Source organism: Vulcanisaeta sp. EB80, from assembly GCF_002078205.2.
Map to the genome: position 1 here is coordinate 1 of NZ_LCWN02000153.1, position 18,582 is coordinate 18,582.

Annotated in this window: 16 protein-coding genes and 6 pseudogenes; 9 read left to right on the forward strand and 13 right to left on the reverse strand. The window is 48.7% G+C overall.

Annotated elements, in window-relative coordinates; translation table 11 throughout:
- A partial coding sequence (locus tag B7L70_RS12815) for an ABC transporter permease subunit (RefSeq protein WP_143701666.1) occupies nucleotides 1-892 on the reverse strand: 892 nt, incomplete at its 3' end.
- 9 nt (nucleotides 893-901) lie between these two features.
- The gene (locus B7L70_RS12820) at nucleotides 902-1,534 is read right to left on the reverse strand and encodes an ABC transporter ATP-binding protein (RefSeq protein ID WP_101940310.1); all 633 of its coding nucleotides are present in this window, start codon (nucleotides 1,532-1,534) and stop codon (nucleotides 902-904) included.
- Between B7L70_RS12820 and B7L70_RS12825 the strand changes: the two genes are divergently transcribed.
- Genes B7L70_RS12825 through B7L70_RS12835 form a run of 3 tightly spaced genes read left to right on the forward strand, consistent with a single transcriptional unit; the run spans nucleotide 1,527 to nucleotide 4,606 of the window.
- Nucleotides 1,527-1,904, forward strand: a complete 378-nt coding sequence (locus B7L70_RS12825; protein ID WP_238376275.1) for a 4Fe-4S binding protein — start codon at nucleotides 1,527-1,529, stop codon at nucleotides 1,902-1,904. The genes B7L70_RS12820 and B7L70_RS12825 overlap by 8 nt on opposite strands.
- A 4-nt stretch (nucleotides 1,905-1,908) precedes the next feature.
- A complete protein-coding gene (locus tag B7L70_RS12830; RefSeq protein WP_143701667.1) occupies nucleotides 1,909-3,402 on the forward strand; it encodes an FAD-binding protein in 1,494 nt (497 codons plus the stop codon).
- 4 nt (nucleotides 3,403-3,406) lie between these two features.
- Nucleotides 3,407-4,606: an FAD-binding protein gene (locus tag B7L70_RS12835; protein WP_238376276.1), complete on the forward strand. Its 1,200-nt coding sequence runs from the start codon at nucleotides 3,407-3,409 to the stop codon at nucleotides 4,604-4,606.
- A 1,333-nt stretch (nucleotides 4,607-5,939) separates the two neighbouring features.
- Here the strand turns inward: B7L70_RS12835 and B7L70_RS12845 are convergent.
- Nucleotides 5,940-6,260: pseudogene (locus B7L70_RS12845) on the reverse strand (ATP phosphoribosyltransferase regulatory subunit); the annotation flags it as partial.
- A gap of 153 nt (nucleotides 6,261-6,413) precedes the next feature.
- The gene (locus B7L70_RS12850; protein WP_081228494.1) at nucleotides 6,414-7,175 is read right to left on the reverse strand and encodes an A24 family peptidase; all 762 of its coding nucleotides are present in this window, start codon (nucleotides 7,173-7,175) and stop codon (nucleotides 6,414-6,416) included.
- A 90-nt stretch (nucleotides 7,176-7,265) separates the two neighbouring features.
- Here B7L70_RS12850 and B7L70_RS12855 point away from each other — a divergent pair, with 90 nt between their 5' ends.
- From B7L70_RS12855 to B7L70_RS12870, 3 genes and pseudogenes are all read left to right on the forward strand, one after another.
- Nucleotides 7,266-7,418 (forward strand): hypothetical protein, encoded by a 153-nt coding sequence (locus B7L70_RS12855; RefSeq protein WP_369907357.1) that lies wholly within the window; start codon nucleotides 7,266-7,268, stop codon nucleotides 7,416-7,418.
- A 187-nt stretch (nucleotides 7,419-7,605) separates the two neighbouring features.
- Nucleotides 7,606-8,367 (forward strand): A24 family peptidase, encoded by a 762-nt coding sequence (locus B7L70_RS12865; protein WP_081228495.1) that lies wholly within the window; start codon nucleotides 7,606-7,608, stop codon nucleotides 8,365-8,367.
- Nucleotides 8,368-8,519: 152 nt separating this feature from the next.
- Nucleotides 8,520-8,834, forward strand: a pseudogene (locus tag B7L70_RS12870) (ATP phosphoribosyltransferase regulatory subunit); the annotation flags it as partial.
- Here B7L70_RS12870 and B7L70_RS12875 read toward each other — a convergent pair.
- The 5 genes and pseudogenes from B7L70_RS12875 to B7L70_RS12895 form a co-directional block, all read right to left on the reverse strand.
- Nucleotides 8,833-10,185, reverse strand: coding sequence for a fucose isomerase (locus tag B7L70_RS12875; protein ID WP_081228496.1), 1,353 nt, complete (start codon nucleotides 10,183-10,185; stop codon nucleotides 8,833-8,835). The pseudogene B7L70_RS12870 and the gene B7L70_RS12875 sit on opposite strands and share 2 nt — an antisense overlap.
- Before the next feature lie 70 nt (nucleotides 10,186-10,255).
- Nucleotides 10,256-10,651 (reverse strand): annotated as a pseudogene (locus B7L70_RS12880) (beta-ketoacyl synthase N-terminal-like domain-containing protein); the annotation flags it as partial.
- Between the two features lie 233 nt (nucleotides 10,652-10,884).
- The gene (locus B7L70_RS12885) at nucleotides 10,885-11,598 is read right to left on the reverse strand and encodes a hypothetical protein (RefSeq protein ID WP_238376277.1); all 714 of its coding nucleotides are present in this window, start codon (nucleotides 11,596-11,598) and stop codon (nucleotides 10,885-10,887) included.
- Between the two features lie 73 nt (nucleotides 11,599-11,671).
- Nucleotides 11,672-12,067: pseudogene (locus tag B7L70_RS12890) on the reverse strand (beta-ketoacyl synthase N-terminal-like domain-containing protein); the annotation flags it as partial.
- Between the two features lie 233 nt (nucleotides 12,068-12,300).
- Nucleotides 12,301-13,014, reverse strand: a complete 714-nt coding sequence (locus tag B7L70_RS12895) for a hypothetical protein (protein ID WP_238376279.1) — start codon at nucleotides 13,012-13,014, stop codon at nucleotides 12,301-12,303.
- A 104-nt stretch (nucleotides 13,015-13,118) separates the two neighbouring features.
- On the opposite strand from B7L70_RS12895, the gene B7L70_RS12900 reads away from it, so the two are divergent.
- Nucleotides 13,119-14,591: a glycoside hydrolase family 38 C-terminal domain-containing protein gene (locus tag B7L70_RS12900; RefSeq protein WP_238376282.1), complete on the forward strand. Its 1,473-nt coding sequence runs from the start codon at nucleotides 13,119-13,121 to the stop codon at nucleotides 14,589-14,591.
- Here B7L70_RS12900 and B7L70_RS12905 read toward each other — a convergent pair.
- Together B7L70_RS12905 and B7L70_RS12910 are read right to left on the reverse strand one after the other, a co-directional pair.
- A pseudogene (locus B7L70_RS12905) lies at nucleotides 14,501-15,868 on the reverse strand (glycoside hydrolase family 38 C-terminal domain-containing protein); the annotation flags it as partial. The gene B7L70_RS12900 and the pseudogene B7L70_RS12905 sit on opposite strands and share 91 nt — an antisense overlap.
- 536 nt (nucleotides 15,869-16,404) lie before the next feature.
- Nucleotides 16,405-16,944 carry a hypothetical protein gene (locus B7L70_RS12910; protein WP_238376280.1) on the reverse strand — a complete coding sequence of 180 codons (540 nt, stop codon included), beginning with the start codon at nucleotides 16,942-16,944 and terminating at the stop codon, nucleotides 16,405-16,407.
- Nucleotides 16,945-17,043: 99 nt separating this feature from the next.
- Here B7L70_RS12910 and B7L70_RS12915 point away from each other — a divergent pair, with 99 nt between their 5' ends.
- Entirely contained in the window at nucleotides 17,044-17,346 is a 303-nt protein-coding gene (locus B7L70_RS12915) for a hypothetical protein (RefSeq protein WP_101940311.1), read from the forward strand.
- Between the two features lie 3 nt (nucleotides 17,347-17,349).
- Here the strand turns inward: B7L70_RS12915 and B7L70_RS14050 are convergent, their stop codons facing one another.
- Nucleotides 17,350-18,000 carry a radical SAM protein gene (locus B7L70_RS14050; RefSeq protein WP_238376281.1) on the reverse strand — a complete coding sequence of 217 codons (651 nt, stop codon included), beginning with the start codon at nucleotides 17,998-18,000 and terminating at the stop codon, nucleotides 17,350-17,352.
- Between B7L70_RS14050 and B7L70_RS12925 the strand changes: the two genes are divergently transcribed.
- Complete coding sequence (locus tag B7L70_RS12925) at nucleotides 17,926-18,270, forward strand: hydrogenase iron-sulfur subunit (protein ID WP_238376283.1); 345 nt, start codon at nucleotides 17,926-17,928, stop codon at nucleotides 18,268-18,270. The two genes, B7L70_RS14050 and B7L70_RS12925, sit on opposite strands and share 75 nt — an antisense overlap.
- On the opposite strand, the pseudogene B7L70_RS12930 reads toward B7L70_RS12925, so the two are convergent.
- Nucleotides 18,258-18,582, reverse strand: a pseudogene (locus B7L70_RS12930) (AMP-binding protein); the annotation flags it as partial. The gene B7L70_RS12925 and the pseudogene B7L70_RS12930 sit on opposite strands and share 13 nt — an antisense overlap.

Here is an 18,582-nt window from a genome sequence, read left to right on the forward strand (position 1 = left end):
CGACGTACTTCTCCGTAACCGTTAATACGTTTCTGGGCCTTGGTCTAGTCGTTAATCTATGCCTAATGGCGTAACTCGATGCCTTAATAAAAACAGGCATTACGGCATCCTCAATCGCCGCCACCCTCCTTATGTACCTGATATTCCTCGCCACAAAGGCCCTTGCACGGCTAGTAACCACAGGTCTTCTAATCCTCGTCCTCGTCACCTCCATGAGCGGATCATAGCTATACTTAACGGCCCAATTCACGAATGGCCTTAGTATTCCAAAGAGAACCGCCGTCACCATAACAATTAATACCCCAAGCCCAGTAAATGCATCTGTCCACTCACCATTACTTACCCAATTCGCAATTAATGCACCTATTCCAAAGACGGAGTATTGGGTCGTGCCTAGGGTGATGACTTCACTAACGACTATGTAGAATAACGCGTCGGCGAAGCTTACGAGCACGTTACCCGCGATTCTAGGCATTGTTATCGGTATGTATAAGTACCTAAACTTACCCCAAAACCCCAGTCTCAACATCTCCGCAGTATCTTCGAGGGATTGTGATGTGGTCTTTATTGACTCGTACTCACCAACCCATATGTTCCAAACAACGGCCGTGAAAACCAGGAAGTCCACGGCCAATTCCGTTCCTATGTAACCACCTATTGATTTCACAAAGAATATTAGAACCACTGGGAAGAAGGTAATGACTGGTACTGCCTCAAGGGTCTGGGTGATGGATAAGAATATGCGTTCAAAAAGCCCACTCTTTGCCGCTGCATACCCTAGGAACCAGCCGAGGACTATACCTAGTATTATCGTTAGAGCGACCCTGCCGAATGTCGCTAATGTTGCGAGTATTGCCGTTATAATTGTCTGGATCATTAATACCACGTTCATTAGTATCACCTAAGCCCTTAGGCTTATTGATAACAACGAATAAAGCCTATCTAGGTAGTCCTGGAACTCCACGTCCCTGGTGCTTCTGGGTCTCGGTAACTTGACATCCACCTCCGCAATTATGCTTGCTGGTCTACCACCGAGCACTATGACCCTATCGCTGAGTTCCACGACCTCCTCCAGGTTGTGGCTTACCATCACTATCGCCTTGACCGTGGACTCCTCATTAAAAACCATGTTGTATATTTCGGCCCTCAAACCCTCCGCAGTTATTGCGTCAAGATTTGCGAAAGGCTCGTCCATCAATAGAACGACTGGTTGGGCAGCCAATGCCCTGGCTATCGCAACCCTCTGCTTCATGCCACCACTCAACTCCCTTGGGTAATAATCCTCAAACCCCTCCAAACCAACCAATGCCAGGTACTTCCTTGCTATCTCCCTCCTAACTTCCCTACTAAGGTCTTTCCTGTGCATGAGTGCTAATTCCACATTCTCAAGTGCGGTTAGCCAGGGAAATAATGCAAAGTCTTGGAATATCATGGCAAGCTTCGGTGTTGGACCCCTAACCTCCTCACCCATCAATAATACCTTACCACTATCGGGCTTTCTTAATCCAGCGATTATCCGGAAGGCCGTGAATATAGAGCCTGAGTCCTGCTGGGAGTGCTACAACTGCGTTAAGCATTGTCCACAGGGCGCCGTCCAAATTAGGGGCTACATGGACTTCACACCACTGGGTGGTGCGGTTGAGGTTTATAGGGATGAGAAGACGAATAGGGTTTACTGGACCATTAGGTATAGGAATGGTACCATTAAGTACTTCGTATTCCCAATAAGGACTACGCCGTGGGGCTCAATAAAGCCGCCGCACGAAGCTCCGGAGCCGCCGAAGGATATGCTGAAGACGCCTTACTTATCCTTTGAGCATGAGAAGCTTGGCGGTAATAAGCTGGGTGTTGAACTTCCAAAGACCAAGGTTCCCGAGGTAGTGAAGGTTGAGGTGAGGGGGTGAGATCATGGTGAGGACTAGGGTTAGGTACGTGGATGCGGACATCCTAATAATTGGTGGAGGAATGGCTGGGTGCGGCGCGGCTTGGGAGGCTAGGTATTGGTGTAGGAACTGCAGAATAGTACTAGCCGAGAAGGCCAATATAAATAGGAGTGGCGCTGTGGCGATGGGGTTATCGGCAATAAACACATACCTAGGACTTAAGTGCAAGGAGAATACTGTTGAGGATTACGTTAAGTACGTGAGAGGTGATCTAATGGGTATTGTTAGGGAGGACCTTGTCTACGACTACGCTAGACATGTTGACTCAACTGTTCACCTATTCGATGAGTGGGGATTACCCATATGGCCCGAGCCAAAGACTGGGTGCTATGTGCGTGAGGGTAAGTGGCAAATAATGATTCACGGAGAATCCTACAAGGCAATAGTAGCTGAGGCCGCTAGGAAGGCCCTTGGCGATGAGAACATCTTCAATAGGGTAATGGTGACCCACCTACTGAAGAGTCCGTCTAATCCGAACAGGGTTGTTGGTGCCATAGGCTTTAACGTGAATGACGGTACAATATATGTTTTCAGGGCTAAGGCCACGATAGTGACTGCCGGCGGTGGTTCCCACGTCTATAGACCTAGGTCGCAGGGTGAGGGGCTTGGTAGGTCTTGGTATCCGCCATGGTCCTCCGCATCCTCATATGGATTAATGATTGAGGCTGGCGCTGTCATGACGATGATGGAGGCTAGGTTCGTTGTCCCAAGGTTTAAGGATGGTTATGGTCCTGTTGGTGCATATCAGTTATTGTTAAAGACAAGGATAACCAATGCCTACGGTCAGGACTTTTGGAAGCCCCACGTCGATGAACTTAGGAAGCTATATAGTGGTAAGGGCAATTATGTCGACTTACCAATAACACCAACGACCCTTAGGGTCTACGCCCAACGCCTTGAGTGGATGGCTGGTAGGGGACCAAGCTTAATGAGGACCGACGAAACCGTGAAGAAGGGTACAGAAAGTGAGGCAATCGCTTATGAGGACTTCCTAGACATGACAATAAGCCAGGTAGTAATATGGGCTGGTCAGAACCATGAACCGTCAGAGAGACCTTATGAGATTATCACAAGGAAGGCCGTGAATATAGAGCCTGAGTCCTGCTGGGAGTGCTACAACTGCGTTAAGCATTGTCCACAGGGCGCCGTCCAAATTAGGGGCTACATGGACTTCACACCACTGGGTGGTGCGGTTGAGGTCTATAGGGATGAGAAGACAAATAGGGTTTACTGGACCATTAGGTATAGGAATGGCACGGTCAAATACTTCATATTCCCAATAAGGACTACGCCGTGGGGCTCAATAAAGCCGCCGCACGAAGCTCCGGAGCCGCCGAAGGATATGCTTAGGACACCTTACTTATCCTTTGAGCATGAGAAGCTTGGCGGTAATAAACTGGGTGTTGAACTTCCAAAGACCAAGGTTCCCGAGGTAGTGAAGGTTGAGGTGAGGGGGTGAGAGTATGGTGAGGACTAGGGTTAGGTACGTGGATGCGGACATCCTAATAATTGGTGGAGGAATGGCAGGAACAGGTGCGGCTTGGGAGGCTAGGTATTGGTGTAGGAACTGCAGAATAATACTAGCCGAGAAGGCCAATATAAATAGGAGTGGCGCTGTGGCGATGGGGTTATCGGCAATAAACACATACCTAGGACTTAAGTGCAAGGAGAATACTGTTGAGGACTACGTTAAGTACGTGAGAGGTGATCTAATGGGTGTTGTTAGGGAGGACCTAGTCTATGATTACGCTAGACATGTTGATTCAACCGTGCACCTATTCGATGAGTGGGGATTACCCATATGGCCCGAGCCAAAGACTGGGTGCTATGTGCGTGAGGGTAAGTGGCAAATAATGATTCATGGAGAATCCTACAAGGCAATAGTGGCTGAGGCCGCTAGGAAAGCCCTTGGCGATGAGAACATCTTCAATAGGGTAATGGTGACCCACCTACTGAAGAGTCCGTCTAATCCGAATAGGGTTGTTGGTGCCATAGGTTTTAACGTGAATGACGGTACAATATATGTTTTCAGGGCTAAGGCCACGATATTGGCTGCCGGCGGTGGTTCCCAGGTCTATAGACCTAGGTCGCAGGGTGAGGGGCTTGGTAGGTCTTGGTACCCGCCATGGTCATCAGCGTCATCATACGGTATGTTGATTGAGGCAGGAGCAGTCATGACGATGATGGAGGCTAGGTTCGTGGTTCCAAGGTTTAAGGATGGATACGGGCCAGTTGGGGCATATCAATTACTGCTAAAGACGAGAATAAGCAATGTTTATGGTCAGGACTTCTGGAAGCCGCACCTTGATGAGATAAGGAGGCTATATGGTGGTAAGGGCAATTATGTCGACTTACCAATAACACCAACGACCCTCAGGGTCTACGCCCAACGCCTTGAGTGGATGGCTGGTAGGGGACCAAGCTTAATGAGGACCGACGAGACTGTGAAGAAGGGTACAGAAAGTGAGGCAATCGCTTATGAGGACTTCCTAGACATGACAATAAGCCAGGTAGTAATATGGGCTGGTCAGAACCATGAACCGTCAGAGAGACCTTATGAGATTATCACAACCACGGCATATCAAACACAGCCTCACCATTGGAACCAACTGGTATCACCACTGTCAGTGGGCTTCCGAAGTATGGATACCATGTTGCATTAACCGTTGGATATGTGAATGTTACAGTCTCTGTTGTGGATGTGGTGTATGTTGTGTATAGATTCTCAGTGTAGTAGTTAACCACACCGCCGAAGCCACTGCTTATTACTGGGTATGCTATGTGCGTGTGGTCTCCGTAGTATGCTGGTGGTAGTACGTAGTAAGTCCCACTACCGTAGACGTACAGCACCACGGCAATCTCTGTTGGCGACTGCACAACACTGCTTATCTTGCTATAGCTCAGGTACACGTACAGCGGTATTGTCCTAACCATGGCCTCCTGGAACTGCTGCGTAACATTGACGCTGTACACGTAGTACCAAGTCCCATTGTATGCGTATATGCCTATGGTGGCGTTGGTCACAGAAGTCATGCCGGTGGCGTTGATGTAGGCCTCCCACAGCCTATAGCTCGCCAGGTTCGGATACGTGGTATAGTTGAAGTAAACAACGCTCGATGCTGACTGAGTAACCTCAGTCGCGTTTATTAGTGGATACACACCGCTCAGGCTCATTGCATATAGGGACTGTGATGAACCATCGATTACAGCAGGTATTGGCGTTATGGGCTCCATCAATGACTCATTAACCAATAACCTATACTCACTGTAGGCGCTTGATGGTGCGTATAGGAAGGTGTCGTTCGGGGTCGCCGTTGCTGTTATTGTTGTCCCTACGTGGGCATATATCGGTATACCCATGGTTAGGTTAAACGCAACGGCATTCGGTGTTGCGCTGAATACGTTCGGGAATATGCTGGTCATGTATAGCGGTGTTAGGCTTGTTGTTGGGCTGCTTGAATTAACGAAGAAGCCGCCTAGGTTGGGCAGTACGTAACCTGCCAGTGAATACGTGCTGTTAATTAACTCCTCGCTAGCCACCGCCTGTGGGTTATAGTCGGTGGTTGTTGTCTGGTACGTCTCAACTATTGCGTAAGTGCCCTTTGTTAATAAGTAGAGGTCTGGAACAGTTAGTATTCCGAAGCTCGTCACGTTGAATGGGTATGCTGTGTTGTTTATGTACGTGAGGGCTATCGGCGTAGCTAGTGCTGAGCCACCCATCACGTACTGCCTATACAATACGTCGGTGAAGGTTAGCCCTAGGTAGGTGTTGCCCACTGGGTATAGACCGCTCTTACTGGTTATGTTGAAGGTGACTGGGTACACGCTCGTCTCAATGATTATTGTGCCGTTCGGCGGTATCGTGACTGGCGTGCCCGCTATATAGACGGTCACCGGGCTCGTTGTGTATGTTACCTGCCCTGTTGGTGTGATTATTACGTTCTCATTGGGTGGTGGCACGGGCACTATCTGGTTGAACACCTCCTGCCCTAGGTAGAACACCTTCATCTTTATGTAATACCACCTAATTGGTTTGGGCAAATCAACCCTATAGGAGACAACCCTAGCCACTGGAACAGTCATGTCGAACCTAAGCCCAACCTCCCTATCAGCCTTATCCCTGAAGTAATAAATCTCGTTAACCACATCCTCCCCAGCCTTGGCCTTAAGTATCTCGTAGTACTCAAGGGCAGGCGTCTCAACCCTCAGGTAACCAAAGGATTCAGCAACTCTGGCTAACCTATCGAAAATCTGCAGCATTGGATAATACTCCTCAGGAGTCAAGTCCCTCATGCCACGCACAGGCTTTAAATCCATCAAAATCAAAATAGTCCCTTGATTTTTTATTTTTAAACCCGCACCCATCTATTGATTAATTGTACGAAGCAACACAATCGCCACCGTTGTGATTGCATTAACTAATCAATTACTTAGCTGCTCTTTGTATTTTACGGTGATGAAACCTTCGTGCTATAGTGAAGCAAGGAGTATTGTTACGAAATTTATATGTGCAACAATGTAAATTATTAACCCGATGGTTATGGGTATGATGAGGGGTATGTGGTAGGACGTGAGGACTGGCGTATCAATACTTATCCTACCCTGGGATAACCACTCACCCAATAATTCCCTTGGATCCTCAACGTCAAGGCCAAGCCTAATCACCGGTTCAAAGCCATCTTCGCCCAAGGCCTGGGCCACCGAGTAATTATTAGGGTTTCTAAACACCTTATATGCGGGCACGCACATTAACGTAACTAGGTATAGGGCTTTCTTGAGACCTTGTGACCTAATCAATGCCTCGCATCGCTTACCATACCTAATGTTTTGAATTACGTTGTATGGCACATAGATTATTAGGGCTATTATTAGTGAGTTTATGAGCACCGATATTGGGGTCATATTAACAATACTCAGCGCCATATTCGGTAGGGTGACTGGTGGTATTGAGGCTGATATGAACATTATGGACTTGGAATCAGCACCACCCATCGCCCTTAACCAATACGCAGCCAAACCAAATGCCGCACCAAAGACCATACTGACTATGTAAAGAAATAGCTCACGAAGACTAAGTGCTAGGTAGATGCCGAGTGGTACGCATATTAATGCGCCGGCTATCCACGTCCAGTCACTAATCTCCCTGGTCTTTAGATCCTGGATTGAGGCGATTAATTGAATTAGAATGACAATGACATAATCCATAATTAGTAATAAACCTCGGTCAAGCACAAGCGCGATGAGCTGGTGAAAGGTAATTAAGGATATTGCATAATATCCACGGTGGTAATAAATTAAAAGGTCCTTACCAATGAATTAATTATGTCACGGAGAGTTGCGATTGTGGGTGTTGGTTGGTACGGGTTTAGGCCCGTGGTGGAGGAGGCGTCCTTCAGGGAGATGATGTTCGAGGCAGCGGTTAGGGCTTATGAGGACGCGGGTGGTATATACCACCCGCGTCCTCATAAGCCCTAACCGCTGCCTCGAACATCATCTCCCTGAAGGACGCCTCCTCCACCACGGGCCTAAACCCGTACCAACCAACACCCACAATCGCAACTCTCCGTGACATAACTAATTCATTGGTAAGGACCTTTTAATTTATTACCACCGTGGATATTATGCAATATCCTTAATTACCTTTCACCAGCTCATCGCGCTTGTGCTTGACCGAGGTTTATTACTAATTATGGATTATATCATTGTCATTCTAATTCAATTAATCGCCTCAATCCAGGATCTAAAGACCAGGGAGATTAGTGACTGGACGTGGATAGCCGGCGCATTAGTATGCGTACCACTCGGCATTTACCTAGCACTTAGTCTTCATGAGTTATTTCTTTACATAGCCAGTATGGTCTTTGGTGCGGCATTTGGTTTGGCTGCGTATTGGTTAAGGGCGATGGGTGGTGCTGATTCCAAGTCCATAATGTTCATATCAGCCTCAATACCACCAGTCACCCTACCGAATATGACGCTGAGTATTGTTAATATGACCCCAATATCGGTGCTCATAAACTCACTAATAATAGCCCTAATAATCTATGTACCATACAACGTAATTCAAAACATTAGGTACGGTAAGCAATGCGAGGCATTGATGAGGTCGCGAAGTCTTGGGAAGATTCTATACCTGGCCATACTAATGTGCGTACCTGCATATAAGGTGTTTAGAAACCCTAATAATTACTCGGTGGCCCAGGCCTTGGGTGAGGATGGCTTTGAACCGGTGATTAGGCTTGGCCTTGATATTGAGGATCCAAGGGAATTATTGAGTGAGTGGTTGTCCCAGGGTAGGATAAGTATTGATACGCCAGTCCTCACGTCCTACCACATACCCCTCATCATACCCATAACCATCGGATTAATAATTTACATTGTTACACATATAAATTTCGTAACAATGCTCCTTGCTTCACTATAGAACGAAGGTTTCATTACCGTAAAATACAAAGAGTAGTTAAGTAATTGATTAGTTAATGCAATCACAACGGTGGTGATTGTGTTGTTTCGTGCAATTAATCAATAGATGGGTGTGGGTTTAAAAATAAAAATCAAGGGACTATTTTGATTTTGATGGATTTAAAGCCTGTGCGTGGCATGAGGGACTTGACTCCTGAGGAGTATTATCCAATGCTGCAGGTTTTCGATAGGTTAGCCAGGGTTGCTGAATCCTTTGGTTACCTGAGGGTTGAGACGCCTGCCCTTGAGTACTACGAGATACTTAAGGCTAAGGCTGGGGAGGATGTGGTTAATGAGATTTATTACTTCAGGGATAAGGCTGATAGGGAGGTTGGGCTTAGGTTCGACATGACTGTTCCAGTGGCTAGGGTTGTCTCCTATAGGGTTGATTTGCCCAAACCAATTAGGTGGTATTACATAATTGAGGTTATAAATCCTCATTGATCAAATCAAGACCCAGCAATGTGGCGAACTCCTCAAGCTCCCTCCTAAAGTCCCCATACACAACCACCCTATGCCAACCACCCCTCCAGCGCCAATTACGAACAACAACATTAACATTTCCAGAACCAATAAGTTTCGTGGCGCAGGCCTGCGGTGCATACTCATTATTGGAGGCCTTAGCAACATGCACCGATAACAACCTCTCCTCTGGGTTAAATCCAATTACTGTGACAGTTTCATTGGTTGGTAACTTAACGTGTATTGACGCGTGCTTAGTGCCTAGGTGTGCCTTCGTTATTATGTAGGGCACCTCGGGTTTCTCACTGCCATGTGGATTCGTTGGTGCGTAACAGTGGTGATAAACGAACTCGCCACGTTCTGTATCAACGCCGACATTGACGGTGAAGCCATTCCTACCGAATAGGTATTTGGCTATGAGTATTGGTACTGCGGCGTATGGGTCGGCCTCGCAGACTGGTATTATATTGTCATACCACAACTGCATATAACCCAGGCACGGCCATGCCTTCAATAAGCCGGTGTTGTACAGCACTATGCAGTCGACGGCTATGGCATTAACACCCAACTCCCTAACCGCCCTCCTCATTGCCAGGTAAAGCTTTGCTGAATTCACGATTTCCTCTCTCGAATCATCATAAACAGCCTCCGCATTCCTAATCCAGGCCTCGGCCACGGCCTCCGCCTCCCTCTGATCAACATTGTCAAAGAACCTCGCCCTAAACTCATTGGCATCCATTATTATTGGTGTTACACCCGTTATTGATTGGATGAGCCTAAGCACGCTGTACATGTCCGTGTTGGGACCAAACTGCCACGTGAGGTGGGATTTCAGGCTTGGTGAAACCACAAACAACACCTTACTATTCCTTAGTTTAGCCAGGGCTATTAGGTACTTGATCTTGGATATGGCGTACTTACTCGTTATATCCCTTGTTGTAACGCCAATGACTGGGTAACCCTCATCAACCGCCTTACTAAGGCCCAGCATGAACTCACCAGCACCTGCGTATGCCTCGGCTATTATGATCACGGGCTTACCACTCCTGATTATCGGGTCTATATACCCCATTATCGAGTTCAGGGACACAACAACATAACCAACGGCGTTACCCTCCCTATTGAGGAACTCCTGAACATTAACCAAATCCCTAATGTCATAGAACTCAAAATCAACACCCGAATACTCACCCCTCACAGCATTCATGAACGCAGCCCTCCTCTCCTCAATCCACCTACTCGATTCAGGCGGTCCGCCCAGGTCACCTATGACTGGATCTATGAATGCCACCGGTATCCTTATTGGGTTTGGTGCCATATTTATTCTTCATAAATCATTGCTTATTTTATTTTTCTTCTATGTTAATAACTGGGTATTGGTGGTTTCATAAATAATTGCCACCTCTGCCACCAACAGCTAGCGAGGTTGGTGTGTCGACCTCATTCATTTTCTCTACACCGATTGCCATGGCTATGTCAACGAAACCAGAGGCAACCATGTTATAAGCAACGGCTAGTGCAGCACTACCCGTGGCACAGGCTGCTTCAACCCTTATAGGACCCTTCTCACTAAAACCGCTATACTCATTGATTGGTACCGCTGGATATAGTTCATAGGTTCTGGTGCCGGCGCTACCAACCACGGATATTTCAATATCCCTCTGCGTTAGACCGGCATCGGCGAGAGCCTCCTTAACCGCTTCCCAGGCAAGTTCCTGTATAGCCACGTCATTTCTAACACCAAAAGCTGACATACCAACACCAACAATCCCAACCCTACGCACAGAACCTACCTCAATATCGCACTAATAAGGGTACCCTCTGTATTCGGTATGGAGATTATATAACGCTATATTTTATCCATTCAATATTTATTAACCGTGCCCAACTCATCAACGTGGTAGAATCAACGTTTACCGAGGTTATTGATAACCCATGGATACAAATACTTAGGAAATACCCAACGCAGAAGGAACGGGAAATACTAAGGAGAAATGAACATGCCCAACTATGATGTTCATAATAAGATCGTCACCAAGTAAAGCAGTGGTATTGAACCAAGCAGTATTGGTACTGGTAATGCTGGTGCATACCTCTTAATTGGTAGTATGTATTTAAATGTCACGTAAAGCCCAATCAATATGCCCAACAAGGATACCAATGATGCCATCAATCCCTCGATAAACGTGAAACCATAATTCTCATACTCAAGCATTGTTAGGGAGACCAGGGTTGCGTAAAGCACAAGGTCGCCAACACCAATGCCTATACCATCCATGTCGAGGATTAAACCCCTGAGTATTGGGTATTTACCCTCACCATACTTCGAGAGCTCTGTGACGAGCTTACCAAGTAAGCCTCTGTATACCATCACTATGTCATAAAGCGGTAACGCCACTAGTAATATGGCCAGTGTCCATGCCGGTAGGGCTATTGTGAATATCACGCCAGCCATGGAGCTATACACGCTTATTGCAAAAGCCCTAACCACAGTGTTCCTAGTTTTAATCGCGGCGTACAGTATTAACGCGCTAATGACTATCGTAAGTATCAACGGTGAGAGAGGATATTCAATGAGAGGCTTTATTTCATAGCCGTATACGTAGGTTGATACATAGAATAATGTGGAGCTTATTATGACTATTGCCAATAAAACATTCTTTAATGTCTCGAACGCCTTTATTGAGCCACGCTTAATTAATCGATAAATTATATATGTTGCCACAACCATAATTAGTATTATGACTGTCACATTATAAAGACCAGCATTTGATGTATTTACTGATTGAAAAGGAGGACCAGCATAAATAATTGCCACCTCTGCCACCAACAGCTAGCGAGGTTGGTGTGTCGACCTCATTCATTTTCTCTACACCGATTGCCATGGCTATGTCAACGAAACCAGAGGCAACCATGTTATAAGCAACGGTTAGTGCGGCACTACCCGTGGCACAGGCTGCTTCAACCCTTATAGGACCCTTTTCACTAAAACCGCTATACTCATTGATTGGTACCGCTGGATATAGTTCATAGGTTCTGGTGCCGGCGCTACCAACCACGGATATCTCAATATCCCTCTGCGTTAGACCGGCATCGGCGAGGGCCTCCTTAACCGCTTCCCAGGCAAGTTCTTGTATAGCCACGTCATTTCTAACACCAAAAGCTGACATACCAACACCAACAATCCCAACCCTACGCACAGAACCTACCTCAATATCGCACTAATAAGGGTACCCTCTGTGTTCGGTATGGAGATTATATAACGCTATATTTTATCCATTCAATATTTATTAGCCGTGCCCAACTCATCAACGTGGTAGAATCAACGTTTACCGAGGTTATTGATAACCCATGGATACAAATACTTAGGAAATACCCGACGCAGAAGGAACGGGAAATACTAAGGAGAAATGAACATGTTCAACTATGATGTTCATAATAAGATCGTCACCAAGTAAAGCAGTGGTATTGAACCAAGCAGTATTGGTACTGGTAAAGCTGGTGCATACCTCTTAATTGGTAGTATGTACTTAAATGTCACGTAAAGCCCAATCAATATGCCCAACAAGGATACCAATGATGCCATCAATCCCTCGATAAACGTGAAACCATAATTCTCATACTCAAGCATTGTTAAGGAGACCAGGGTTGCGTAAAGCACCAGGTCGCCAACACCAATGCCTATACCATCCATGTCGAGGATTAAACCCCTGAGTATTGGGTATTTACCCTCACCATACTTCGAGAGCTCTGTGACGAGCTTACCAAGTAAGCCTTTGTATACCATCACTATGTCATAAAGCGGTAACGCCACTAGTAATATGGCCAGTGTCCATGCAGGTAAGGCTATTGTGAATATCACGCCTGCCATGGAGCTATACGCGCTTATTGCAAAAGCCCTGACTACAGTATTCCTAGCCTTAATCGCGGCGTACAGTATTAACGCGCTAATGACTATCGTAAGTATCAACGGTGAGAGGGGATATTCAATGAGAGGCTTTATTTCATAGCCGTATACGTAGGTTGATACATAGAATAATGTGGAGCTTATTATGACTATTGCCAATAAAACATTCTTTAATGTCTCGAATGCCTTTATTGAGCCACGCTTAATTAATCGATAAATTATATATGTTGCCACAACCATAATTAGTATTATGACTGTCACATTATAAAGACCAGCATTTGATGTATTTACTGATTGAAAAGGAGGACCAGGTTAAGTCTGGTAGGATAGTGCCTGTGGGTGGTATGTGGGTTGAGAGTGATGCCAATCTACCTGGTGGTGAGTCCCTCGTTAGGCAGTTCCTATATGGGCAGAGGTTCCTCCTTAGGGAGTTTGGTTGGATAACGAATATTGGCTGGTTACCCGACACCTTCGGCTTCGCCGCGTCACTGCCGCAAATACTCAGGAAGGCGGGGATCAAGGTTTTCTTTGAACATAAGATGTATTGGAACACCATAAACAGATTCCCATACTCCGTATTCCTGTGGGAGGGCATTGATGGTTCTGTAATACCCACGGTGAATTATGCAACATACGGCGCGGATCTAACGCCGAGGCAGATAATAAGGGCTTGGGCAGACCACACAAGCCCCGAGCTACCCGCCTTCCTACCCTTCGGTAAGGGTGATGGTGGTGGAGGACCAACATGGCTAATGCTCGAGAGGTACAGGGCGTACAGGGAGTTACCGGGCCTCCCCAGGCTTGTCATGGGTGATTTGAGGGAGTTCGTAAACGCCGTACTCAGTTATGACTCGCTACCCAGGTGGAGGGGTGAGTTATACCTAGAGGCACATAGGGGTGTCTATACGAATGGCGTTAGGCTAAAGCAGTTGGTTAGGCGACTGGAGACTAGGTTGAGGGAGTTGGAGACCTGGAGCGTGGTTGCTGGTGTTCGCAGGAGCTATGAGGAGCTTTGGCGCCCACTCCTCGAGGCTGAGTATCACGACCCAATGGGCGCCACGTCGACGAAGGCCGTGTATGAGGAGGTGGTTAGGGACCTAGAGGGCGATTTAGGTAGGGTTGAGGGCGAGCTGGATAAGGTGCTCAGGACAATTCTTGGCTCTGGTCAATGGGTGTCCATAGTTAATCCACTGCCCTGGCCCCGTAGGGATTTGGTCATCGTTAAGGAACCACTTAAGGGGTTACCAACCCAGAGGGTTGATGGTGGTTATTTAGTGCTTGTTGATGTGCCGCCGCTTGGTTATAGGTCGTTTGAGGTGGGTGATGGTGCCTCGATGGGTGATGTGGCCGTTGGTGATTACTATGTTGAGAATTCCGTAATTAGGGTGATCATTGAGGATGGTAGGTTTAGGGTGTTTGATAAGGAGGTGGGTAGGTGGGCTGTCGATGATGGTTACCTAATGGCCTGTGAGGACATGCCGAGTAGATGGGATGGTTGGGACATAGATGCCTACTACAGGAGGGTTTGCTGGAGGCTGAAGCCGGGTGACGTGAGGGTTGTTGAGGGTGGACCGTTGAGAGGTTGTTTCGAGGTTAATTACCAGTTTAGGAGGTCGAGCATTAAGCAGAGGATTTGCGTTAATGCGTTCAGTAGGCGCATTGATATTGAGAATGAGGTTGATTGGAGGGAGAGACTCACCCTGCTAATTAGCAGGGTGAGTCTCTCCCTCCAATCAACCTCATTCTCAATATCAATGCGCCTACTGAACGCATTAACGCAAATCCTCTGCTTAATGCTCGACCTCCTAAACTGGTAATTAACCTCGAAACAACCCCTCAACGGTCCACCCTCAACAACCCTCACGTCACCCGGCTTCAGCCTCCAGCAAACCCTCCTGTAGTAGGCATCAATGTCCCAACCATCCCATCTACTCGGCATGTCCTCACAGGCCATTAGGTAACCATCATCGACAGCCCACCTACCCACCTCCTTATCAAACACCCTAAACCTACCATCCCCAATAACAACCCTAATTACGGAATTCTCAACATAGTAATCACTAACGGCCACATCACCCATCGAGGCACCATCACCCACTTCAAACGACCTATAACCAAGCGGCGGCGCATCAACAAGCACTAAATAACCACCATCAACTCTCTGGGTTGGTAACCCCTTAAGTGGTTCCTTAACGATGACTAAATCCCTACGGGGCCAGGGTAGTGGATTAACTATGGATACCCATTGACCAGGGCCAAGCATTGTCCTGAGCACCTTATCCAGCTCGCCCTCAACCCGACTTAAATCGTCCTCTAGGTCCCTGACCACCTCCTCATACACAGCCTTTGTTGACGTGGCGCCCATTGGGTCGTGATACTCGGCCTCGAGGAGTGGGTGCCAAAGCTCCTCATAGCTCTTGCGAACACCAGCAACCACGCTCCAGGTCTCCAACTCCCTCAACCTAGTCTCCAGTCTCCTAACCAACTGCTTTAGCCTAACGCCATTTGTATAGACACCCCTATGTATCTCCAGGTATAACTCACCTCTCCACCTGGGTAATGAGTCATCACCATGTATGGCATTTACAAACTCCCTCAAATCACCCATAACAAGCCTGGGGAGGCCTGGTAACTCCCTATACGCCCTGTACCTCTCGAGCATTAGCCATGTTGGTCCTCCACCACCATCACCCTTACCGAAGGGTAGGAAGGCGGGTAGCTCAGGGCTTGTGTGGTCGGACCAAGCCCTTATTATCTGCCTCGGCGTCAGGTCTGCGCCGTATGTTGCGTAGTTCACCGTGGGTATTACAGAGCCATCAATGCCCTCCCACAGGAATACGGAGTATGGGAATCTGTTTATGGTGTTCCAATACATCTTATGCTCAAAGAACACCTTAATACCTGCCTTCCTGAGTATCTGTGGTAGTGACGCTGGAAAGCCAAAGGTGTCGGGTAACCAACCAATATCCGTTATCGAACCAAACTCCCTAAGGAGGAACCTCTGCCCATATAGGAACTGCCTAACGAGGGACTCACCACCAGGTAGATTGGCATCACTCTCAACCCACATACCACCCACAGGCACTATCCTACCAGACTTAACCCGAGAGGGACCTCCAGCTGGCCGGGGAGATCCAGAAGGCGGTGGAGGAGTTCAGAGACAGGCTGGCGCAGTAGCTCCGGATCCGCCGCCTTGTGCCTCTGCCCAGCGCCGCGGCCGGATCACTCCATCCCGCCAACGGGGCGCGTCTCTGAAGCTGAGCACCCCGCCTCAACCGACCTCGGGAGGCCCCTCGAGCGGCCCAGATGCGCTCCCATCGGCTGTCTTAGGCCGCGGCGCTGGCCGCTTGCTCTAGCTCCCCCTTCTTGTCGAAAAGCTCCTCTGGCCTCTCGGCCGGTCTGTCCATAAACAACATACCTATGTAGTAACTACATACCTATAAAGTCGCTCGAGGCGCTCCGTCCTACGCGGAACGCGGGAGTCGGGAGGCGGGCCTGCGCCTTTTAAGCAACACCAGCAGGGCTGCCGCGGCGGCCGCGGTCGCCAGCGCCGCGAGCCTCGTGTAGTCTGGGCTGTACGCCACCTCTAGGCTCACCGGCTCGCCGACGGTCAGCGCCAGATCCGTGGCGTTAGGCCGGTAGACCACCAGCCCGCCCAGCTCGCCGTACGCCGGCGCCTGTATGGACAGGATGGAGCCCGGGGCGGCCCAGGCGGCGTAGCTCCGCGCGGACCAAATCCTCGACCGGCCTAACGCCAGGCAATGCGGCGTAATACCACTTAGACAACGCCTCAACACCCAGGATTAGGTACGGATCCCATGACGCAACAAGCTTTGCCCTTATACCACCAACCACAAACTCCCTATTAACCCTCTCAGCCCTAGCCTCACCTGCAAAGCCCAACTCATTAACCAACGCACCAAAAGTCCTGAAGTTACTGGGCTCACCAATGACGAAGAAGGGATTCTCAGGCGTTATCTTTAGGTAATACCTACAGCCCTCCGTGGGTATCCTATTACAGACCCTAACAACCCTCTCACCTGGGAAGGCCTCCAAAACCCTATCCGCAGAGACAACCGAGTCAGGCTCATACGAACTAACAACAACCACGGCATCAGCCCTACCCAACAAATCAACAAACTCAGGCTGGGCCACACTCATCGGCGGCAAATCAACAATCGCAACACCACCGTCCTTGACAACACGTCAAGGGACGCCCTAGGCGAGTACCTGAGGACCCTCAGGAGGCTCCAGGGCGAGGGCATAGGATTGGCGTGGCCCGGCCACAGGGACGAAGTTAGGGACGTAGCGAGGAGGGCCGCGGAGATAGAGGCCCATCATGAGGAGAGGCTGAGGCAGGTGCTGGCCATAATATCCGCCTCGCCGGCCACCCTCTACGACGTGGCCAGGAGGCTGAGGTGGAGGACTAGGGCCGCCGCCTGGGCCGACATGAGCCCCTACGAGAGGTACTTCGCCGTGGGGGAGGCCCTGGCCCACCTTATGAGGCTAGTGAGGGTGGGGCTGGCCGAGGAGGTGGTTACAGGGGAGGGCATAGCCTTCAGGAGGGCATAGCCTTCAGCCGACCTCCTCCCCGCCCTGAAGGGCGAGGGCTCCCTTAGGGCGGCTCATTGGTTTGCGGCTTACCGTGCCCTTAACCTCCTTAAGCGCATCCCTATCCATGCCAACCTTCTCAAGGGTATTAACGAGCTCCAGCGTGGTGTACTCGCCCTCACCCCTAACAACAACATCCACGCCGTGGCTTAAGGCCTCATCGTACATGAAGGTTACGTGAGGCCCACCCATTATGACCGGTAGATCCTTATCATACTCCTTAATCGCCTTAACCGTGTCGTAGGCCTTGTATATCGTGGGTGTTAATGCAGTTAAGCCAACTACGTCAGGTCCCCAGGCCTTAACCTCACTAATGAATGAGCCTAAGTCAATGCCCTCGGTGGGTGAGTCAATTATCCTAACCTTATGGCCAGCCCTCTCTAGAACTGCGGCTATCCAGGCAAGGCCAAGTGGTGGTGCCTTAAGTCCAAGGACGCTATTTTGGCTCAGGTTGAGGCTGCTTTGGCTGAGGGGGCTGAGGGGAAGGTTGTTATGTTCACTTGTGCCTACTGCTCCTACTGGGCTGCTGATAATGCTGGCATCTTTAAGTTGCAGTACCCACCCTATGCACGCATCATTAGGCTTCAGTGTAGTTCTAGGTTGTCCTGGAAGCATGTTAAGAGGGCCTTTGAGTTGGGTGCTGCTGGTGTTTTTGTTACAGGTTGTAGGCTTGGTGACTGCCACTTCATAACCGCGAACTACAACACGGTTAGGAGGTTCGAGAATTGGAAGAAGAGGTTGAAGAACATAGGCGTTAGGGAGGAGAGATTCCAATTGAGACTATTCGGAGCACCAGACGTAACAGACCTAGTCGAACCGCCGACTATGAACTTGAGCCTGCTTAGGTCGTACTTCGGCGAGTCAGGGTGCGTGAGTAGGTTATAAAGTATGGTGGGCACTCCAGCACTGAATGTGACGCCTTCCTCATGTATAATCCTCAATATATGACCCCAATCAAAACGCCCAGGATAAACAATCTTCCTATGCCCACCTAGCATGGTTGACCACGGCCAACCCCATGCATGTACGTGATACATCGGGACTAGTACCATAGCAACATCATCCTGTGAAGCATTCACTGGCGGGTTCTTAACGGCTAATGCTGTCGAGAGTGTATGAAGCACGAGGCCTCTATGCGTGTGGTAACCACCCTTCGGTAACCCAGTTGTTCCTGATGTGAATAGTAGTGTTGCTGGT